Genomic DNA, 18274 nt, shown 5'->3' with positions numbered 1-18274 from the left:
ATCCGGCCGTACGGGACCGAGGCGGCGCGTCGGTTACGGGCCGCTCTTACTGGTTCTGCGGCGGCAGCGCGGCGACGAAGGGGTGGTCGCGCTCGATCAGTCCCAGCTTGCTGGCGCCGCCGGGCGAGCCGAGCTCGTCGAAGAACTCGACGTTCGCCTTGTAGTAGTCCTTCCACTCCTCCGGAGTGTCGTCCTCGTAGAAGATCGCCTCGACCGGGCAGACCGGCTCACAGGCACCGCAGTCGACGCATTCGTCCGGGTGGATGTACAAGGACCGCTGGCCCTCGTAGATGCAGTCGACCGGGCACTCCTCGATGCACGCCTTGTCCTTGACGTCGACACAAGGCTGCGCGATGACGTAGGTCACGCTGTCGTTCCTCCTCGATTGGGCGCTGGCGGGCCTCCGTAGGCTCCGCCGCCTGGCGCGCGGGAGCGCGGCGTCGTCGATGCCCGCCCCTAGTATCTCCGTTCTTGGGCATGATCCGAACAGGAGGGGTGAACCGACCTGTGGAAATCTCGGCCAAAGGACGTCTCGAGGTCCGAATCACCGCTGCTGACGTGGGGAAACGGGTCTCCGTCCGGTGCTTGATCGAATCATCGGTCCCGGAGGAGAAGTTCACCGACACGGTGGGTGTTCTCACATCATGGAACGACGGTGTGCTGCTGATCACACGGAAGAACGGTGAAAGCGTCCGCATCGCGGAATCCGCGCTGGTCGCGGGGAAGGTGGTCCCCTCGGCCCCGGCGCGGCGCCGCGGCCCCGCGGCCTCCTACGAGGAGCTCGCCCGGGTCGCCTCGCGCGCGTGGCGGCCGGTGGAGAGCGAACGGCTCGGCGAGTGGGAGCTGCGGGCCGCGTCCGGGTTCACCCGGCGTGCCAATTCGGTGCTGCCGCTGGGCGACCCGGGCCTGCCGCTGGACGAGGCGCTGAGCGCCGTACGGCGCTGGTACGGCGAGCGCGGGCTGCCCGCCTATGTCCAGACCGCGACCGGCGCCGAGGGCACGCAGGAGGTTCTGTGCGCGGAGCTGGAGCGGCGCGGATGGGTGCGCGAGGTGAGCGCGGAGGTGTGGACCGGGGCGCTCGCGCCGGTCGCCGACCGGGCCGAGGGCGCGGGCGTCGTGCTGTCCCGGGAGGCCGACGAGGCGTGGCTCGCGCGCTATCAGCGCAAGGGTGTGAGCGAGGTGGCGCTGAGGGTGCTCGGAGGAGGGCCCTCGGTGTGGTTCGCGACCGTCCCCGGTGACGGCGCCCCCGCCGCGATCGGGCGGTGCGTGGTGGACGGGCGGTGGGCGTCCTTCGCCGCCGTCGAGGTGGATCCGGCGATGCGGCGGCGCGGGCTGGCCACCACCGTCATGTCGGCGCTGGCCCGGCGCGCGCTGGACGAGGGTGCCTCGGCCGCCTGGCTCCAGGTCGAGCAGGACAACGCGGGAGCGCGGGCGCTGTACGCCGGGATGGGCTTCGCCGCGCACCACGCGTACCACCACTACCGGGAACCGGCGGCTCCCGGCAGCGGCCAGTCGTAGCGATCGCCGTGAGAGGGCACGAGCCTGCTATGCGTCCCCCCTACCCCCCTTCGCCCGAGCGGTCCGCCGAGCTGCGGCGGCGGTTCGCCGAGGAGGCGCGGTCCGAGCGGCCGGATCTGTCGTTGCTCTGTCTGCTGGTGGGCGCCGAGGCGGACGGGACGCTGGACGAGGCGGGCATCGACGCCGCGCAGATGGAGCTGGACCGGCTGGCGGGGCAGCTGCCGTTCCGGCCCGGCGGCCCGATGTCCTGGGCGACGGCGCTGCACCATCTGCTGGGCGCGCGGGAGGGCTTCCGCGGCGCCCCCGCCGACTATCAGCGCCTGGAGTCCTCGCTGCTGCACGAGGTGCTGCGGCGGCGCCGCGGGCTGCCGATCCTGCTGTCGGTGGTGTGGGTGGAGGTCGCGCGGCGGGCGGGGGCGCCGGTGTACGGGGTCGCCCTGCCGGGGCACTTCGTCGTCGGGTTCGGCCCCGAGGACGCGCAGGTGCTCGTCGATCCCTTCGACGGGGGGCGGGTGCTCGGCGGGGGCGACGCGGAGGTGCTGGTGGCCGGGGCGACGGGGGCTCCGCTGGACCGGTCGATGCTGGCGCCCGCGGCGCCGCTGGAGGTGGTGTCGCGCATCCTGAACAACGTCCGCGCGTGGGCCGCCGCCCGGCCCGAGCGGTCGGACGTGGCGCTGTGGGCGGTGGAGCTGTCGCTGCTGCTGCCCTCGCATCCGGCGCGGCTGCGGTACGAGCGGGCCCATCTGCTCGTGCAGCGGGGGGACTTCGTCGATGGGGCCGTGGAGTTGGAGGAGTACGCGGAGTTGATCAGTGCCGTGGATGAGGGGGCGGCGGAGCGGGTGCGGGGGCAGGCTCGGGCGGCTCGGGCCAGGCTCAACTGAGGGCGCCTCTTCGCCGTAGGAGGCTCTGTGATTGCGCGGCTCCACGTGCGTCGTGGTTGGTCGCGCACTTCCCCGCGTCCCTGAGGGTGCGGCGGTGAATGGCGTTCAGAGCCAGCCCTTTTCTCTCGCGATCCGTACCGCCTCCGCCCGATTTCGTACGGCCAGTTTCTGGATCGCCGTCGAGAGGTAGTTGCGGACCGTGCCCTGGGAGAGGTGCAGGGCTGCCGCCAGTTCGGCGTTGGTGGAGCCGTCGGCCGCCGCGCGGAGGATCTCGCGTTCGCGGTCGGTGAGGGGGTTGGCGCCCTCGGCGAGTGCCGCGGCGGCGAGGGTGGGGTCGATGACCCGCTCTCCCGCCAGCACCTTGCGTACCGCTTCGGCGAGTTGGGCGGCCGGGGCGTCCTTGACCAGGAAGGCGTCGGCGCCCGCCTCCATGGCGCTGCGGAGGTAGCCGGGGCGGCCGAAGGTGGTGAGGACGACCAGCTTCACCGCGGGCAGCGCCTTGTGCACCTGGGCCGCCGCCTCGATGCCGGTGCAGCCCGGCATCTCGATGTCGAGCAGGGCCACGTCCACGTCGTGCTCGCGCACGGCCGCCAGCACCGCGTCGCCGCGCGCCACTTGGGCCACGACCTCGATGTCGTCCTCGAGCCCGAGGAGGGCGGCCAGGGCCTCGCGGACCATCGACTGGTCCTCGGCGAGGAGGACCTTGATCGTAGGGCTCATGCACCGGATCCTACGGCCGGCGGGAAGCCCGCGGGCGCGCGGGCGACCAGCCGGAAACCGCGCTTGGTGCCGGCCGCCTCCAGGGTGCCGCCCGCCTTCTCCAGCCGTTCGGTCAGACCCGTGAGGCCGTTGCCCGGGCTCCTGCCGGAACCGCCGGAGCCGTCGTCCTCGACGGAGAGTTCGAGCATGTGCCCGTCCAGGGTCTGCCGCTTGAGCACCTCCACGGTGCAGCGCCCGGCGCCGCTGTGCCGTACGACGTTGGTGATCGCCTCGCGCAGCGCCCAGGCCAGGGCCGACTCGCTCTCCTCGGGGACGCCGGAGAGGTCCGGTTCGTCGGGTACGTCGGCGATGATGCCGGCCGCCGTGAGGGCGACCTGCGCGCCCGCGAGCTCGGCGGACAGGCGCGGGCGGCGGTAGCCGGTGACGGCCTCGCGGACGTCCACCAGGGCCTGGCGGCTGACCTGTTCGATGTCGGCGACCTGCTGGGCCGCCTTGTCGGGGTGGTCGGGGAGCATCCGGCCCGCGAGCTCGCTCTTCAGCGTGATCAGCGACAGCGAGTGGCCGAGCAGGTCGTGCAGGTCGCGGGCGAGGCGCAACCGCTCCTCGTTGGCGGCCAGTTGGGCGACGGTGGCGCGGGCCTTGCGCAACTCGACGGTCGTGCGCACCAGTTGCTTGACGCCGGTCATGGCGAAGCCCAGGAGGACGACCACCAGGACCAGGCTCCAGTCGAACTTGCTCTCGGTCAGGCCCACCGAGACCATCGCGAGGGAGTTCAGCCCGATCGCCCAGTACGCCGCCCGGATCGGGAGCGTGGCGCCGCAGGCGACGGAGACGTAGACGAACAGGCCGATCCACTGGTAGCCGAGGCTGAGGCTCAGGACGACGGCGAGCGTGCCGAGGAACACCACCAGGGCGACGACGCTGCGGCCGGAGAACGGCCGGCCCATGTTCCGGAACACCAGCGTCAGGTAGACGCCGGTGAAGGACACCAGGGCCAGCCACCCGGCCGCCGTCACGGCCGCCGGGTGCCCGCCCGAGGTCAGGTCCTGAACCGGGGCCCCGAGGAAGATCAGCCAGGGCAGGATCCAGACCAGCTTGCGCATGGCCTCGCCCCGGTCCCGGGGCGGCTGGCCCACCCGGATCGCGTTCTCGGCCCGGCATTCCTCGGGCAGCTCGTCTTCCGTCATCGCGCTCACGCCTTCAGCGTGTCCTTCCGGTACAGCCACGCCGCGCCGCCCGCGAAGAGCAGGAAGAAGACGACGAGGATGGCGACGTCCTTGGTGTGCGGGGCCCGGCTCTGCTCGATGGCCTGTCCGAGGGCAGCGTACGCGTGCGTGGGCAGCCACTTCGCGATGTCCTGGAGCCACTGCGGGAAGGTGGTGGAGGGGAACCACAGGCCACCGAGGATCGACAGGCCGAAGTAGGTGATCATCGTGATCGGGCGGACGGCGTCCCCGGAGGCGATGTAGCCGATGGCGACGCCGAGGGCGGCGAAGACCAGGCTGCCGGCCCAGATCGCGCCGGTGAGGGCGAGCCACTGCCAGGCGTCCAGGCGTACGTCCTTGACGGCGGCGGCGACCAGGAAGACGACCACGATGGAGGGCAGGCTGACCACGGCGGCGCTGGCGGTCTTGGCGAGGACGTAGCCGCGCCCGGGCAGCGTGGTCAGGCGCAGCTGCCGTACCCAGCCGTTCTCCCGCTCCTTGGCGATGCGCTCGCTGTTGCCCATGAGGACGGCGGTCAGGGCGCCGAAGGAGGCCATGGAGACCATGACGTACTTCGCGACGCTCAGGCCGGTGCCCTGGACGTTGCCCGACTGGTTGGCGACGAGCAGGAAGATCACCGACGGGTAGATCACCGAGAAGAACAGGAACTTGCGGTTGCGCAGGGCCCGGGTGAGCTCCAGCTTGATCAGGCTGTTCATGACTGCTTGGACTCCTCGGCGGTGGTGATGGCGACGAAGGCCTGCTCCAGACCGAGGCCGGCGACTTCGAGGTTGCGGGGGTAGACGCCGAGGCCGTAGAGCGCGTGCACGGTCGCGTCGGCGTCGGTGGACTGGATCCGGACGGTCTGCCCGGAGATGTCGACGGAGGTGAGGAACGGGAGGCTCCGCAGCGGGGCTTCGTCGATCGTCCCCTCCAGGTCGAAGGCCACCCTCCGCGCGCCGGCCTTCGCCTTGATCTCGGCGGCGGTGCCGTCGGCGAGGAGCCGTCCCCGGTGCAGGACGAGCACCCGGTCGGCGATCGCGTCGGCCTCCTCGAGGTAGTGGGTCGCGAACAGCACGGTGCGGCCCTGGTCGGCCTGCTCGCGCATGGTGGCCCAGAAGGCCTGGCGGGCGGAGACGTCCATCCCGGTGGTGGGCTCGTCCAGGACGATCAGGTCGCTGTCGCCGGCGGTGGCGAGGGCGAAGCGGACGCGCTGGGCCTGGCCGCCGGAGAGCTTGTTGACCTTGCGGTCGGCGATCTTGGCGATTCCGGCGCGGGCGAGGACGTCGGCCGCCTTGTACGGCTTCGGGTGCAGGTCGCAGGCGAGCTTCACCAGCTCGGCGACCGTGACCTCGTCCATCAGCCCGCCGCTCTGCAGCATGGCGCCCACGCGCCCCGCCACGATGGCCTCGCGGGGGCTGGTGCCGAAGACGCGGACCGCGCCGCTGTCGGCGTTCTTCAGCCCGAGCAGCAGATCGAGCGTGGTCGACTTGCCGGCCCCGTTGGGCCCCAGCAGCGCCACGGTCTCCCCCGGGTGCAGCGCGAGCGTCAGCCCGTCCACGGCCCGGACACTTCCGTACGCCTTGCTCACCTGCTCGAACCCGACCACGGGCGCGGCGGTCGCTGTCACTGTCGTCGTCATGTGATCCATCGTGTCCGGACGGACCTTGATCACGGCAGTGTCGGCGGTCCTGACTGCCGGATGACAGATGTCATACGCCGCCCACGGCGAAGGGGGCACCCGGCGTGTGCCGGGTGCCCCCTCTCGGAGCCGGTGTCAGCTCGGGTTCGTCTGGATGATCCCGACCCGGTTCGTCGTGCGCAGCAGGGCCTGGCGCAGGGCGCCGTAGACGTCCTCGGGGGTGACGGCCGTCTTCTTGCCGGTGCCCCGGGTGATCAGGACTCCGTCGAACTGGCCGCCGTAGAGCTGCTTGAGCGCGGTGAGGTCCGGCTTGTCGACGAGCTTGCCGTTGACGGCCTGGACCCTGAGGAACTTCCACAGGGACTTCTGCGGGCTCATCAGCAGCGAGACACCCGTGTCCGTCTTGACCGTGACGAGCCCCGACATCGCGGGCTCCGCGAACGCCTTCATCTCCCGGTCGACCTCGGCCTTGGACACCGTCGGCTGCTGCGTGGTCGTCGCGACCTGCACGGGCGCGGCCGAGCCGGTCTCCACCTGGGTGCGGTAGGCCGTCTTCACGGCCTCGGTGGACTGGGTGACGGCGATGCCCTTGCCCGGCTTGCCGTATATCGGGACGGCCTTGCCGGACTTGAACTGGATCGAGCCCTCGACCATCGAGCCGGAGCCGCCCGACGTGGTGGTCAGCGCGGCGGCCAGCTTCTCCTCGTCGACGGGCATGACCGGGTCGACGACACGGTGGTTGCCGAAGAGGGAGCCGATGACGGAGATCGGGTTGTAGTCGCTTTCCGCGGCAGCGGCAACCGTGGCCTGCTCGTCCAGCTGGAGCCCGGCCTGGTCGGGCTTGAGCGAGACCGTCTTGCCGCCGACCGACAGCTTCAGCGGCTTGTTCACATTGCCGCCGAACGCCTCGTCGAGCTTCTTGACGGCGTCGTCACGCGTGCCGCCGCCGATGTCCACGCCGAGCACGGTGGTGCCCTTCGGCACGTCGGAGTGGTTCATCAGCAGCCCGGCACCGTAGGCCAGACCGGCGACGACGACCACACCGGTGCCGACCAGCACCAGCTTGTTGCGCCCCTTCTTCTTTTTCTTGGGGGCGGAGGCGGACGGCACGTTCTGCGCCACCGGCTCCGGGAGCCTCGGGGGCGTGTGCGGCAGCGGGGCCTCGCCCGGGGCGCCGTGGCCGAACGGTGAGTTGGAGCCCGGCGGTACGACCGGAATGCCGCTTTTGACGGTCTGTCCCGAGACGTTGTCGGGCGCCGGGTACCCCTGCACACCCGGTTCGGGGGCCGGCTTCTGCGGGGTGAGGATCGCGGTGTCGTCGCTGAGGCCGCCACCGGGGCCGAGACCGGCGCCGTGCGGGCCGCCCATGCCGCCGGGGGGCGGGGCCAGGTGGGCGTCGCCGGTGACCGGCCCACCGGTCGGGCCCGCGGGTCCCTGACCGCCGTCCGGGCCGCCGTGGCCGTTCGGGCCGTTGAAGCCGCTCGCGCCGCCCGGAGCGCCGTAGGGGTCCTGCCCGTTCGGCCCGCCCTGGGCGCCGCGGTCGCCGTCCGCGAAGTACGGCAGGTCGTCACGGCGCGGCTCGCCGCCGCCGGGACGCGCGCCGAGCGGTCCCGCGGCCAGCGCCTCGGTGACGTCGAAGGAACCGGTGCCGCCGCCGTGCCCGGGGGCCACCGGCCCGCCGGTCGCTCCGGGGAGGCCGGCGCCGTTCGTCCCGCCGGGGCGAGAGGCGCCCGGCACGCTCATGGAGCCGACGACGCCGCCGGGACGGCCGGTGCCCGGACGCGGAGCGCCGGGAGCGGCACCGGCGCCGGGAGCCCCGGCACCCGGGCCCGGCGCACCCGGTGCGGCGGGCGCACCCGAACCACCCGGCAGACCCGCCCCGTTGGTCCCGCCGCCGCCCTGACCGCCCTTGGGCGCGCCGGACTTGCGCGGCGCGAACCAGTCGCTGGTCTTCTCCTCGGCGGGCGGTCCGGGCTCGGCCGGAGCCTCGACGGTACCCATGGGCTGGGTCGCCTGCGGCGGCGCCGGAGCCTCGGTCTCCCCGGTCTCCCCGGGGGACCCGGCGTCCGTGACGGGCGTACGCACGACGACCGGCGGAATGGGCCGCGACCCGGGGATGTTGATCCGGATCCGGGTCGTCAGCGTGGTCTCGGTCTTACGCTCCTCCGGCTGCGCGGCCGCTCGGCCCGCGTCCGTACCGGCGTCGGAAGCCATGGGCGTCCCGTACGGCGGCGTACCCGACGGGTATGCGGCTCCGCCGCGCCCGTTGGGCCCGGAGGACGGAGTGTCAGTTTCACGACTCAAGGCAGGTTCTCCCGGTTGGCTCCACCGCCCGACACAACCTCACGGGCGGCTCGGCGGCGCGCACCACCATACTGGCCACTTCTGGCGTGTATCCCATGACCGCCGGGGAAACCCACACGGGACTCGCACGCGCGGTTGATGGCGAACTGGTACGTCACTTCCCAAGTCGGACGTCACGGCCCCCTGGTTGCCACCCCTGACCAAGGGTGGCGCAGATCACAGCCACGGCCATGCCACCGAGCAGGAAGAGGTACGAGCCGCCTCCCGCGCCGAAGAGGAAGTCACCCTCGGGCCTGCTGGCGGTGAGCAGGATGACGGCGATCAGCCAGCCGGCGGCGGGCGCGATCGCCCCGCCCCGGCCGCGGGCGGCCAGTCCGCCGCCGAGGCAGGCCCCCGCCTCGCCGGCGAGGGCGAGCAGCAGCCCGCCCGGGAACCATGCGCCCTGCATGAGCGAACCGGCGACGCCGACGACGAGGCCGAGCACGAAGAGGCCCACGTACAGCAGGATCCGCCCGGCGGAGGGCGGCTGCAGAGGCTGGGTGAGCAGCGAACCGCGCTCGTTCATGACGCCTCCCCCGCGCCGGCACCGGCCGCGAGCCCGGCGAACAGGTCGCTCTCCCGCGCCGCACCGGCCTCGCCGCGCACCAACTCGTAGTACTCGGTGGTGAACAGGGGCTGGGCCAGCTCGTTGGAGAGGGCGAAGTAGCCCTCCGCGACCTCGATCTGCGTGGCGTGCGCCCGCATCGCGGCGGCCTTGGCGGCGGCGTGCGCGCCGCCGTCGATCTCCGCGGTGACGCGGTCGTCGGGCACGACACCCGGTACGTCGTCGATGACGGCGGCCTTGGAGAAGGGCAGAGCGGGCAGTTCGTCCGCGAGCCGGGCGAATGCCTCTTCCGCGGCGGACTCGGGCACCCGGTTCCAGTACACCTTGGGGATGTCCCAGCCCGCCTGGGCGGCCAGTTCGGCGGCGCGCATGGCGACGCGGTGGGCCTGGATGTGATCGGGGTGGCCGTAGCCGCCGTTGTCGTCGTAGGTGACGAGGACCTGGGGACGCACCTCGAGGATCACCTCGACGAGGTGCCCGGCCGCCTCGTCGACGTCCGCCTGCCAGAAGCAGTGCGGGTCGTCGTTGTCGGCCAGGCCCATCATCCCGGAGTCGCCGTAGCGCCCCGCGCCGCCGAGCAGACGGAAGTCCTCGACGCCGAGCGCGCCCATGGCCTCGGTGAGCTCGCGCAGCCGGTACTCGCCCAGTGCCGGGCCGGTGAGATGCCGCAGCTCCGGCGAGATGACCTCGCCGCGCTCGCCGAGGGTGCAGGTGACCAGGGTGACGCGAGAACCCCCGGCCGCGTAGGCGGCCATGGTCGCGCCGTTGTTGATCGACTCGTCGTCCGGGTGCGCGTGCACCAGCAGCAGACGCCGGGAGGGCTGTTCCGTCATGGGCCCACCCTACGAGGCCATGGGCCCCGGCCCCCGCTCACCCGCCCGCTCGCGGACCGCCCGTCAGAACTTGATGCTGCCGATCATCCCGGCGATGTTCGTCGTCAGCTCGTTGATGGTGGGAGCGATGGTCGAGGACGCGAGGTAGAACCCGAGCAGCATGCAGACGATGGCATGCCCCGCCTTCAGTCCTGACTTCTTGATCAGGAGGAAGACGACGATCGCCAGCAGCACCACCGCCGAAATCGAGAGTGCCACGGCGGTTCACCTCCAAAGGTCCCAGCAGTGGGGGATCGGACTTGGGGGGGCAGATAAATCCACGCAACAACCAGCAGGTTCATACCCACCATGCGCCAGTGATCATAACTATCCGGGCGCGCGCATCGATCGGCGCACGGCCGCACAAGGGGGCGCATGGCCAATATGGTCGGAGCATGACGACGAGGTCCGATTCCTTCCCCCGCCGGCACGCACGCACCCAGCGCTTCACGCTCGGTGCGCCGCGTGCTTTCACCGTGGCGCCCGACGGCGCGCGAGTCGTGTTCCTGCGCTCCACCTCCGGTACCGACAGGGCGAGTTCCCTGTGGGTCCTCGACCCGGCGCAGGGCCAGGAGCGCGTGGCGGCCGACCCGCGCGCCCTGCTGGGCGGCGCCGACGAGGACCTGCCGCCCGAGGAGCGGGCGCGCCGCGAACGCAGCCGTGAGGGCGGCGCCGGGATCGTCGGCTACGCCACCGACGCGGCCGTGGAGTTGGCGTCTTTCGCCTTGTCAGGGCGGCTTTTCGCGGCCGAGCTGCGGGCCGGTACGGCACGTGAACTCCCCGCCGCGGGGCCGGTGATCGACCCGCGCCCCTCTCCCGACGGCCGGCACGTCGCCTACGTCGCGCACCGTGCGCTACGGGTCGTGAGCACCGAGGGCAAGGACGAGCGGGCACTCGCGGAGCCGGAGTCGGCCGACGTCACCTACGGGCTGGCCGAGTTCATCGCGGCCGAGGAGATGGGCCGCTCCCGGGGCTTCTGGTGGTCACCGGACTCGGAGCGCCTGCTCGTCGCGCGCGTGGACGACACGCCCGTACGGCGCTGGTGGATCTCCGACCCGGCACGGCCCGAGCGTGATCCACAGCACGTGCCCTACCCGGCGGCGGGCACCGCCAACGCGGACGTACGGCTCTTCGTGATCGGCCTCGACGGGGAGCGCACCGAGGTCGTCTGGGACCGGGCGCGCTATCCGTATCTGGCGCATGTGCACTGGTCGGACGCGGGTGCGCCACTGCTGCTCGTACAGGCGCGCGACCAGCGCAGTCAGCTGTTCCTGGCCGTGTCCCCGGAGACGGGCGAGACCCGGCTGGTGCACGCGGACGAAGATCGAGTTTGGCTTGATCTTTTCCCCGGGGTGCCCTGCTGGAGCCCGTCGGGAAACCTCGTGCGGATCGCCGACGAGGGCGGCGCACGGGTCCTCGCGGTGGGTGAACGCCCGCTGACCGGACCGCAGTTGCACGTTCGTGCCGTGCTGGACGTGGGGCCGCACGACGTGCTGGTCTCCGCGTCGGCGGGCGCCGAGGCGGACGCCCCCGAGATCGGCGAGGTGCACGTCTATCGCGTCAACGAGCTCGGCCTGGAGCGCGTCTCGCAGGAGCCCGGTGTGCACGCGGCCGTACGCGCCGGAGGCGTGACCGTGCTGGTGTCCGCCTCGGTCGACCGGCCGGGCAGCCGGGTGCGGGTGCTGCGCGACGGCGGCCGAAGGGAGATGGGGGTCTCCCCGGCCGAAGGCCGGGGTAAGACGGCGACCGTCACCTCGTACGCCGAAGATCCCGGTATGTCCCCGCGCGTGACCTTCACCGAAGGGGGCGCACGGCGCATCCCGTGCGCCGTGTTGCTCCCCCGTGACCACGACGGCCGGACCCCGCTGCCCGTCCTCATGGATCCCTACGGCGGTCCGCACGGCCAGCGGGTGGTCGCCGCGCACAATCCGCACCTGACGTCCCAGTGGTTCGCCGACCAGGGCTTCGCGGTCGTGGTCGCCGACGGCCGGGGCACCCCGGGCCGCTCACCGGCCTGGGAGAAGGCGGTCCGCGACGACCTCGCGGCGGTCGTCCTGGAGGACCAGGTGGACGCGCTGCGGGCCCTCGCCGGCGACTTCCCCCTCGATCTGGACCGGGTCGCCATCCGGGGCTGGTCCTTCGGCGGCTATCTGGCAGCGCTCGGGGCGCTGCGCCGCCCGGACGTCTTCCACGCGGCCGTGGTGGGGGCACCCGTCACCGATCTGCGCCTGTACGACACCCACTACCAGGAGCGCTACCTCGGCCACCCGGACGAGCAGCCGGAGGTCTACCGACGCAACTCGCTGATCGACGACGCCGGTCTGGTGGACGCCGCCGAGCCGCACCGCCCGATGATGGTCATCCACGGCTTCGCCGACGACAACGTGGTGGTCGCCCACTCCCTGCGGCTGTCCTCGGCCCTGCTCGCGGCCGGCCGCCCGCACGAGGTGCTGCCGCTGTCCGGCGTCACGCACATGACCCCGCAGGAGTCGGTCGCCGAGAATCTGCTGCTGCTGCAACTGGACTTCCTGCGGCGGTCGTTGGGCCTGTCCTAGCAAGGCAGCGGGCCGGGGCGACATGGCGCGCCCCGGCCCGCTTACGGCACCCGCACGGCCGTACGCTCCACAGACTGACGCGTCCGTATATCGGAGGCGGGTCGGCCAAGTTGCCTGCGTGTTACTCCTCTTCCTCCTCCTGCTCCTGCTCTTCCTGCTCAGGCTCCTCGGGCGGCACGACCTGCTTCTCCTCCGCGAAGTGGCAGGCCGAGTCGTGGGCGGTAGGACCGGTCTCGTACCGGAACACGGCGGGTACCGCGAGCTCCGGCACCTCCAGCGCGCACCGCTCCTGCGCCTTCCAGCAGCGGGTGCGGAAGCGGCAGCCGGAGGGGACGTTCGTGGGTGACGGCACGTCGCCCGCCAGGATGATCCGCTCCCGGTGTTCGCGCGCCACCGGGTCGGGCACGGGGACGGCGGACAGCAGCGCCTGGGTGTACGGGTGCGTCGGGTGGTCGTAGATCTCGCTGTCCCGGCCGGTCTCCACGATCCGGCCCAGGTACATCACCCCGACCCGGTCCGAGATGTGCCGGACGATCGACAGGTCGTGCGCGATGAAGACGTAGCTCAGCTCGAACTCGCTCTGCAGCCGGTCGAGGAGGTTGATCACCTGGGCCTGGACGGAGACGTCGAGCGCGGAGACCGGCTCGTCGGCGACGATGATCTCCGGGCGCAGGGCCAACCCGCGTGCGATGCCGATGCGTTGGCGCTGACCGCCGGAGAACTGGTGCGGATAGCGGTTGATGTACTCGGGGTTGAGGCCCACGACGTCCAGCAGCTCCTGGACCTTGGCCCGCCGGTCGCCCTTGGGGGCCACCTCGGGGTGGATCTCGTACGGCTCTCCGACGATGTCGCCGACCGTCATACGGGGGTTGAGCGAGGTGTACGGGTCCTGGAAGACCATCTGGATGTTGCGCCGTACGGAGCGCAGCGCCTTGCCGGAGAGCCGGGCGATGTCCTCGCCCTTGTAATGGATCTGACCGGCCGTCGGCTTCTCCAGGTTGACCAGCATCTTGGCGACCGTCGACTTGCCGCAGCCGGACTCGCCGACGATGCCGAGGGTCTCGCCGCGGCCGAGTTCGAAGTCCACGCCGTCGACGGCCTTCACGGACCCGACCTGCTTCTTGAAAAGAATCCCCTGGGTGAGCGGATAGTGCTTGACCAGCCCGCTGACCTGAAGAATGGGCTCAGCCATTCAGGCACTCCCTCCAGAAGTGGCAGGCACTGCGCCGGGCCGAATCCTGACCGTCCACCTCGTACAGGGGCGGTACGTCGGTACGGCACACGTCCTGGGCCATCGGGCAGCGGGGGTTGAAGGCGCAGCCGGGCGGGATGTTCATGAGGTTGGGCGGCAGGCCCTTGATGGCGTAGAGCTCCTCGCCCTTCTGGTCCAGGCGCGGGATCGACTCCAGCAGGCCCCTGGTGTACGGGTGCGCGGGGGCCTTGTAGATGTCGTGCACGGGGGCCGACTCGACGATCCGGCCCGCGTACATCACGGCGATCTTGTCGGCGACGTCGGCGACCACGCCGAGGTCGTGGGTGATGAGGATGAGCCCCATGTTGTACTCGCGCTGCAACTCGGCGAGCAGGTCCATGACCTGGGCCTGGACGGTCACGTCGAGGGCGGTGGTGGGCTCGTCGGCGATGATGAGGGCGGGCTCCAGGGCGAGGGCCATCGCGATCATGATGCGCTGGCGCATGCCGCCGCTGAACTGGTGCGGGTAGTCCTTGACGCGTTCCCTGGCCGCCGGGATGCGCACCCGCTCCATCAGCTCCACGGCCCTGTTCCGCGCGTCCTTCTTCGACATCCCCCGGTGCACGACGAACATCTCGCCGAGCTGGTCGCCCACGGAGAGCACGGGGTTGAGGGAGGACAGCGCGTCCTGGAAGATCATGGCCATCTCGGCCCCGCGGACCTTCCGCCGCTCGTCCTCCTTGAGCTTCAGCAGGTCCCTGCCCTGGAAGAGGATCTCGCCGCCGGTGATCTTCCCGGGCGGGACGTCGAGGATGCCCATGACCGCCTGTGCGGAGACGGACTTCCCCGACCCGGACTCCCCGAGCACCGCGAGCGTCTCCCCCGCGTCCACGCTGTAGCCCACCCCGTTGACGGCCTTGGCCACTCCGTCCCGGGTTTGGAACTCCACCTGCAGATCCCGCACTTCGAGCAGCAACGCCATCACCTCAGCTTCGGATCGAGAGCGTCCCGCACCGCGTCGCCCAGCATGATGAAGGCGAGGACCGTGACGGCGAGGGCGCCGGCCGGCCACAGGAGCATGTGGGGGGCGTTGCGGATGTAGGGGGAGGCGGCGGAGATGTCGATGCCCCAGCTGACCGTGGGGGGTTTGAGGCCGACGCCGAGGTAGGACAGGGTCGCCTCCAGGGCGATGTAGGTGCCGAGCGCGATGGTCGCCACCACGATCACCGGGGCCACGGCGTTGGGCGTGATGTGCCGTAGCAGGATGCGGGAGTTGGAGGCGCCGAGGGCGCGGGCGGCCTGGACGTAGTCGTTCTGTTTGGCGGTGATGACCGAGCCGCGGGCGATGCGGTAGACCTGCGTCCACCCGAGCAGCACGATGAACCCGACGACCGGCCAGATGGTGTTGCTGGTCACCACGGAGAGCAGGACGAGACCGCCGAGCACGACCGGGATCGCGAAGAAGATGTCGGTGATCCGGGACGTCAGCGAGTCCCAGCCCCCGCCGAAGAACCCGGCCAGCCCGCCCAGGATCGAGCCGAGGAGTGCGACGCCGAGCGTGGCCAGGACGCCGACGCTGATGGAGACGCGGGTCCCGTACACCGTGCGCGTGTAGACGTCGCAGCCCTGGCCGTCGTAGCCGAAGGGATGGCCGGGCTGCGAGCCCTCCTGGGCCTTGGCGAGGTCGCATTTGAGGGGGTTGCCGGAGGTGATCAGCGACGGCCAGATGGAGATGACGACCAGGAAGAGGATCACCAGCCCCGAGAGGATGAAGACGGGATTGCGGCGCAGGTCCCGCCAGGCGTCGGACCACAGGGAGCGCGGCTTGCCCGCGGGGCCCGTGCCCTCCGGTCCCCCGGGCGTCCGCTCCAGCGTCTCCGCCTCGGTCACCGCGAGGTCCATCGCGCCGCCCGTGCCCGCGGAGGAGATGACGCCCTCGGACTCGTACTGCTCAGGCATAGCGGATCCTCGGGTCGAGTACGGCGTACAGCAGGTCGACGAGCAGGTTGGCCACCAGGAAGACGAGGACGAGGACGGTCACGAAACCCACGACGGTCTGCGTGTTCTGCCGCAGGATGCCCTGGTAGAGCTGGTAGCCGACGCCGTGGATGTTGAAGATCCGCTCGGTGACGATCGCGCCGCCCATCAGCGCACCGATGTCCGTGCCGATGAAGGTCACCACGGGGATCAGGGAGTTGCGCAGCAGGTGCCGGACGATCACCCGCCGCCGCGGCAGCCCCTTGGCGATGGCCGTGCGGACGTAGTCGGAGCGCCGGTTCTCCGCGATGGAGGTCCGCGTCAGCCGGGTCACGTAGGCGAGCGAGACGGAGGCCAGGACCAGGCCCGGCACGATCAGCTCGCCGAAGTTCGCGTCCGGGGAGACCGACGGTTTGATCCAGCCCCACTCGACGCCGAGCAGGAGCTGCAGGAGCAGGCCGGTGACGAAGGTGGGGACGGAGATGACGACGAGGGTGAGCAGCAGCACCGAGGTGTCGACGGGGCGCCCGCGCTTGAGCCCCGTGATCACCCCCAGCGTGATGCCGATGACGATCTCGAAGAGGATCGCCACGATGGTGAGCCGGATGGTCACGGGGAACGCCGTCGCCATCAGCTCGGTGACCTTCTGCCCGTTGAACGCGGTGCCGAAGTCTCCGGTGAAGACGTTCCCCATGTACATCAGGTATTGCTGCCATACGGGCTTGTCCAGCCCGAACTCCTTCTTCAGCTGGGCGGCCGTGGCCGGGTCGCACTGCCGCTCGCCGCACAGGCCCGCGATGGGGTCGCCCATCACGTTGACCATCAGGAAGATCAGCATCGTGGCCCCGATGAACACCGGGATCATCTGGATCAGACGCCGGACCACGTACCTGCCCATGGCGGCTCAGCCGACCTTGATCTCGTTGTAGACCGGGACGCTGAAGGGGTTCAGGGCGACGTTGGAGAGCCGGTCGGACCAGCCGGCGCTGCCGTTCTGGTACCAGAGCGGGATGGCGGCCATGTTGTCCCGTACAACCTTCTCGGCGTTCTGGAACAGCGAGATCGCCTTGGCGGTGTCGGTCTCGCCGTTGGCCTGGTTCACGAGGTTGTCGAAGTCCTTGTTGGACCAGTGGCCGTCGTTGGAGGAGGCGTTGGTGTAGTAGAGCGGCTGCAGGAAGTTCTGGATCAGGGGGTAGTCCATCTGCCACCCCGCCCGGAACGGACCCGACATCTTCTTCTGGGTGATCTGGTTGCGGAAGTCGGCGAAGGTGCCGACCGGGTTGCCGACGCAGGCCTTGTCGTTGCCGAGCGCGTTGTTGATGGAGTTGCAGACGGCGTCGACCCACTCCTTGTGCGAGCCGGTGTCCGCGTTGTAGCTGATCTTGACCTGGCCGCCCGGCAGCCCGCCGCCCTCCTGGACCAGCTTCTTGGCCTCGGAGGGGTTGTAGTCGCACCCGTCCCCGCACAGCCCGTCCTGGAACCCGCCCTTCGTGCCGAGCACCGGCGAGGTCCAGTCGGTGGCCGGCGTGCGGGTCTTCTGGAAGATCGTGTCGGTGATCTGCTGGCGGTTGATCGCCATGGACAGGCCCTTGCGGACCTTCTGCGAGCCGCTCGTGTTCCAGTTCTTGTCGTAGAACGGGAAGGCGAGCGTCTGGATGATGCCGGCCGGGGTGTTCAGATACCGGCCGCCGAGGTCGCTCTTGACGTTCTTCAGCTGGGCGGCGGGCACGTCGTCGACCAGGTCGAGGTTGCCGGCGATGAGGTCGGTGTAGGCGGTGTTGTTGTCGGTGTAGACCTTGAGGTCCACGCCCCCGTTCTGCGCCTTGTCCGTGCCGGGGTAGGCGTCCCACTTCCTGAGGGACATCTTCGAGCCCTTGGTGTACGACTGCACCGTGTACGGCCCGTTGCCGATCGGCTTCGCGATCCAGGAGGCGTGGTCGCTGAAGAAAGCCTGCGGCAGCGGCGCGAAGGCCACGTACCCGAGGGTGTCCGGGAACGTCGAGAACTTCTGGGTGAGCTTGACCGTGAAGGTGAGGTTGCCGGTGACCTTCAGCCCGGAGAGCGTGTCGGCGGTCTGCGTGCCGGTTTCGGGGTGGACCTTGTCGTAGCCCTCGATGTAGCCGAAGAAGTACGCGTTCTTCTGGTTGTTCTTCAGGCTGGCGCCGTAGTTCCAGGCGTCCACGAAGGACTTGGCGGTCACGGCTTCGCCGTTGCTGAACTTCCAGCCGCTCTTGACGGTGATGGTGAAGTTCTTCGAGTCCGTGGTGTCGATCTTCTCGGCGAGCATGTCCTTGGCCGCGCCGGTCTTGGGGTCGTACCGCTTGAGCCCGCGGAAGATCATGTCGAGGACCTTGCCGCCCTGCACCTCGTTGGTGTTGGACGGCTCCAGCGGGTTCTGCGGGTCTCCCCAGGAGGAACTGAGCACAGCACCGCCGCCACCACTGCCGCCGCCGTTGTCGCTGCCGCCGCCCCCGCAGGCCGTCGCGGCGAGTGCGACCGCCGCCGCGCCCGCGGCCCATTTGGCGTGCGTGGCTCCACGCATCGTGTGCCTCCTCATGACTGCCAGTCCGTTACCGGCAATATCAACTCAAAAGGAATACACCGCACACGCACGGACCCATCAGTGGATCTTCGGCGGCCCACACCATCCGGATGGGCGCGCGCGGACCCCGTTCCGGCGATGGATCTCCCCTGAATCGCGCAATGGATCTTCGTGATCCGATGCCGAACCGTTGGATTGTTACGAGGAGATGTACGGATTTCGATACGGAGGCATCCGCATATCGAACTCCTTGCCCGTTTCG

Annotated in this window: 17 protein-coding genes; 3 read left to right on the top strand and 14 right to left on the bottom strand. The window is 70.6% G+C overall.

Going from position 1 to position 18274, the window contains the following annotated elements:
• Window positions 1-46: 46 nt before the first annotated feature.
• Complete coding sequence (fdxA, locus tag ACIBN2_RS15685; RefSeq protein ID WP_003973842.1) at window positions 47-367, bottom strand: ferredoxin; 321 nt, start codon at window positions 365-367, stop codon at window positions 47-49.
• Between the two features lie 140 nt (window positions 368-507).
• Between fdxA and ACIBN2_RS15680 the strand changes: the two genes are divergently transcribed.
• Window positions 508-1518: a GNAT family N-acetyltransferase gene (locus ACIBN2_RS15680; protein WP_399135257.1), complete on the top strand. Its 1011-nt coding sequence runs from the start codon at window positions 508-510 to the stop codon at window positions 1516-1518.
• 29 nt (window positions 1519-1547) lie between these two features.
• On the top strand, window positions 1548-2399 hold the full coding sequence (locus tag ACIBN2_RS15675) for a transglutaminase-like domain-containing protein (RefSeq protein ID WP_399134902.1): 852 nt from the start codon (window positions 1548-1550) through the stop codon (window positions 2397-2399).
• 105 nt (window positions 2400-2504) lie between these two features.
• Here ACIBN2_RS15675 and ACIBN2_RS15670 read toward each other — a convergent pair whose 3' ends face one another.
• The 8 genes from ACIBN2_RS15670 to ACIBN2_RS15635 form a co-directional block, all read right to left on the bottom strand.
• A complete protein-coding gene (locus ACIBN2_RS15670; RefSeq protein ID WP_399134901.1) occupies window positions 2505-3119 on the bottom strand; it encodes a response regulator transcription factor in 615 nt (204 codons plus the stop codon).
• Window positions 3116-4306 (bottom strand): sensor histidine kinase, encoded by a 1191-nt coding sequence (locus ACIBN2_RS15665; RefSeq protein WP_399135256.1) that lies wholly within the window; start codon window positions 4304-4306, stop codon window positions 3116-3118. Before ACIBN2_RS15665 ends, ACIBN2_RS15670 begins: the two co-directional genes overlap by 4 nt.
• A gap of 5 nt (window positions 4307-4311) precedes the next feature.
• A complete protein-coding gene (locus ACIBN2_RS15660) occupies window positions 4312-5043 on the bottom strand; it encodes an ABC transporter permease (protein WP_399134900.1) in 732 nt (243 codons plus the stop codon).
• The gene (locus ACIBN2_RS15655; RefSeq protein WP_399134899.1) at window positions 5040-5966 is read right to left on the bottom strand and encodes an ABC transporter ATP-binding protein; all 927 of its coding nucleotides are present in this window, start codon (window positions 5964-5966) and stop codon (window positions 5040-5042) included. Before ACIBN2_RS15655 ends, ACIBN2_RS15660 begins: the two co-directional genes overlap by 4 nt.
• A 135-nt stretch (window positions 5967-6101) precedes the next feature.
• Window positions 6102-8270, bottom strand: coding sequence for a hypothetical protein (locus ACIBN2_RS15650; protein WP_399134898.1), 2169 nt, complete (start codon window positions 8268-8270; stop codon window positions 6102-6104).
• Window positions 8271-8424: 154 nt separating this feature from the next.
• Window positions 8425-8835, bottom strand: coding sequence for a DUF6113 family protein (locus tag ACIBN2_RS15645; protein WP_399134897.1), 411 nt, complete (start codon window positions 8833-8835; stop codon window positions 8425-8427).
• Window positions 8832-9707, bottom strand: a complete 876-nt coding sequence (mshB, locus tag ACIBN2_RS15640) for an N-acetyl-1-D-myo-inositol-2-amino-2-deoxy-alpha-D-glucopyranoside deacetylase (RefSeq protein WP_399134896.1) — start codon at window positions 9705-9707, stop codon at window positions 8832-8834. The genes ACIBN2_RS15645 and mshB overlap by 4 nt, the downstream gene beginning before the upstream one ends.
• 63 nt (window positions 9708-9770) lie before the next feature.
• Window positions 9771-9965 carry a hypothetical protein gene (locus tag ACIBN2_RS15635; RefSeq protein ID WP_384250654.1) on the bottom strand — a complete coding sequence of 65 codons (195 nt, stop codon included), beginning with the start codon at window positions 9963-9965 and terminating at the stop codon, window positions 9771-9773.
• A gap of 176 nt (window positions 9966-10141) precedes the next feature.
• Here ACIBN2_RS15635 and ACIBN2_RS15630 point away from each other — a divergent pair, with 176 nt between their 5' ends.
• Entirely contained in the window at window positions 10142-12301 is a 2160-nt protein-coding gene (locus ACIBN2_RS15630; protein ID WP_399134895.1) for a prolyl oligopeptidase family serine peptidase, read from the top strand.
• 121 nt (window positions 12302-12422) lie between these two features.
• Here the strand turns inward: ACIBN2_RS15630 and ACIBN2_RS15625 are convergent, their stop codons facing one another.
• Genes ACIBN2_RS15625 through ACIBN2_RS15605 form a run of 5 tightly spaced genes read right to left on the bottom strand, consistent with a single transcriptional unit; the run spans window position 12423 to window position 18012 of the window.
• Window positions 12423-13493, bottom strand: a complete 1071-nt coding sequence (locus ACIBN2_RS15625) for an ABC transporter ATP-binding protein (protein WP_399134894.1) — start codon at window positions 13491-13493, stop codon at window positions 12423-12425.
• Window positions 13486-14469 (bottom strand): ABC transporter ATP-binding protein, encoded by a 984-nt coding sequence (locus ACIBN2_RS15620; RefSeq protein ID WP_399135254.1) that lies wholly within the window; start codon window positions 14467-14469, stop codon window positions 13486-13488. Before ACIBN2_RS15620 ends, ACIBN2_RS15625 begins: the two co-directional genes overlap by 8 nt.
• A 5-nt stretch (window positions 14470-14474) precedes the next feature.
• Complete coding sequence (locus ACIBN2_RS15615) at window positions 14475-15452, bottom strand: ABC transporter permease (RefSeq protein WP_399134893.1); 978 nt, start codon at window positions 15450-15452, stop codon at window positions 14475-14477.
• The gene (locus ACIBN2_RS15610; protein ID WP_399134892.1) at window positions 15445-16368 is read right to left on the bottom strand and encodes an ABC transporter permease; all 924 of its coding nucleotides are present in this window, start codon (window positions 16366-16368) and stop codon (window positions 15445-15447) included. The genes ACIBN2_RS15615 and ACIBN2_RS15610 overlap by 8 nt, the downstream gene beginning before the upstream one ends.
• A gap of 6 nt (window positions 16369-16374) precedes the next feature.
• Window positions 16375-18012, bottom strand: a complete 1638-nt coding sequence (locus ACIBN2_RS15605; protein WP_399134891.1) for an ABC transporter substrate-binding protein — start codon at window positions 18010-18012, stop codon at window positions 16375-16377.
• Window positions 18013-18274: the final 262 nt, after the last annotated feature.

This window comes from Streptomyces sp. NPDC050534, assembly GCF_044457745.1.
GTDB lineage: Bacteria > Actinomycetota > Actinomycetes > Streptomycetales > Streptomycetaceae > Streptomyces.
This window is presented reverse-complemented; position numbering and strand designations above follow the sequence as displayed.

Excerpts from the sequence above, each read along its gene's own strand:
- ACIBN2_RS15630 (WP_399134895.1), top strand. The coding sequence starts at position 10,142 with ATGACGACGAGGTCCGATTCCTTCCCCCGCCGGCACGCACGCACCCAG.
- ACIBN2_RS15625 (WP_399134894.1), bottom strand. The coding sequence starts at position 13,493 with ATGGCTGAGCCCATTCTTCAGGTCAGCGGGCTGGTCAAGCACTATCCG.
- ACIBN2_RS15665 (WP_399135256.1), bottom strand. The coding sequence starts at position 4,306 with ATGACGGAAGACGAGCTGCCCGAGGAATGCCGGGCCGAGAACGCGATC.
- ACIBN2_RS15645 (WP_399134897.1), bottom strand. The coding sequence starts at position 8,835 with ATGAACGAGCGCGGTTCGCTGCTCACCCAGCCTCTGCAGCCGCCCTCC.
- ACIBN2_RS15615 (WP_399134893.1), bottom strand. The coding sequence starts at position 15,452 with ATGCCTGAGCAGTACGAGTCCGAGGGCGTCATCTCCTCCGCGGGCACG.
- ACIBN2_RS15660 (WP_399134900.1), bottom strand. The coding sequence starts at position 5,043 with ATGAACAGCCTGATCAAGCTGGAGCTCACCCGGGCCCTGCGCAACCGC.
- ACIBN2_RS15675 (WP_399134902.1), top strand. The coding sequence starts at position 1,548 with ATGCGTCCCCCCTACCCCCCTTCGCCCGAGCGGTCCGCCGAGCTGCGG.
- ACIBN2_RS15605 (WP_399134891.1), bottom strand. The coding sequence starts at position 18,012 with ATGCGTGGAGCCACGCACGCCAAATGGGCCGCGGGCGCGGCGGCGGTC.
- mshB (WP_399134896.1), bottom strand. The coding sequence starts at position 9,707 with ATGACGGAACAGCCCTCCCGGCGTCTGCTGCTGGTGCACGCGCACCCG.
- ACIBN2_RS15670 (WP_399134901.1), bottom strand. The coding sequence starts at position 3,119 with ATGAGCCCTACGATCAAGGTCCTCCTCGCCGAGGACCAGTCGATGGTC.
- ACIBN2_RS15610 (WP_399134892.1), bottom strand. The coding sequence starts at position 16,368 with ATGGGCAGGTACGTGGTCCGGCGTCTGATCCAGATGATCCCGGTGTTC.
- ACIBN2_RS15655 (WP_399134899.1), bottom strand. The coding sequence starts at position 5,966 with ATGACGACGACAGTGACAGCGACCGCCGCGCCCGTGGTCGGGTTCGAG.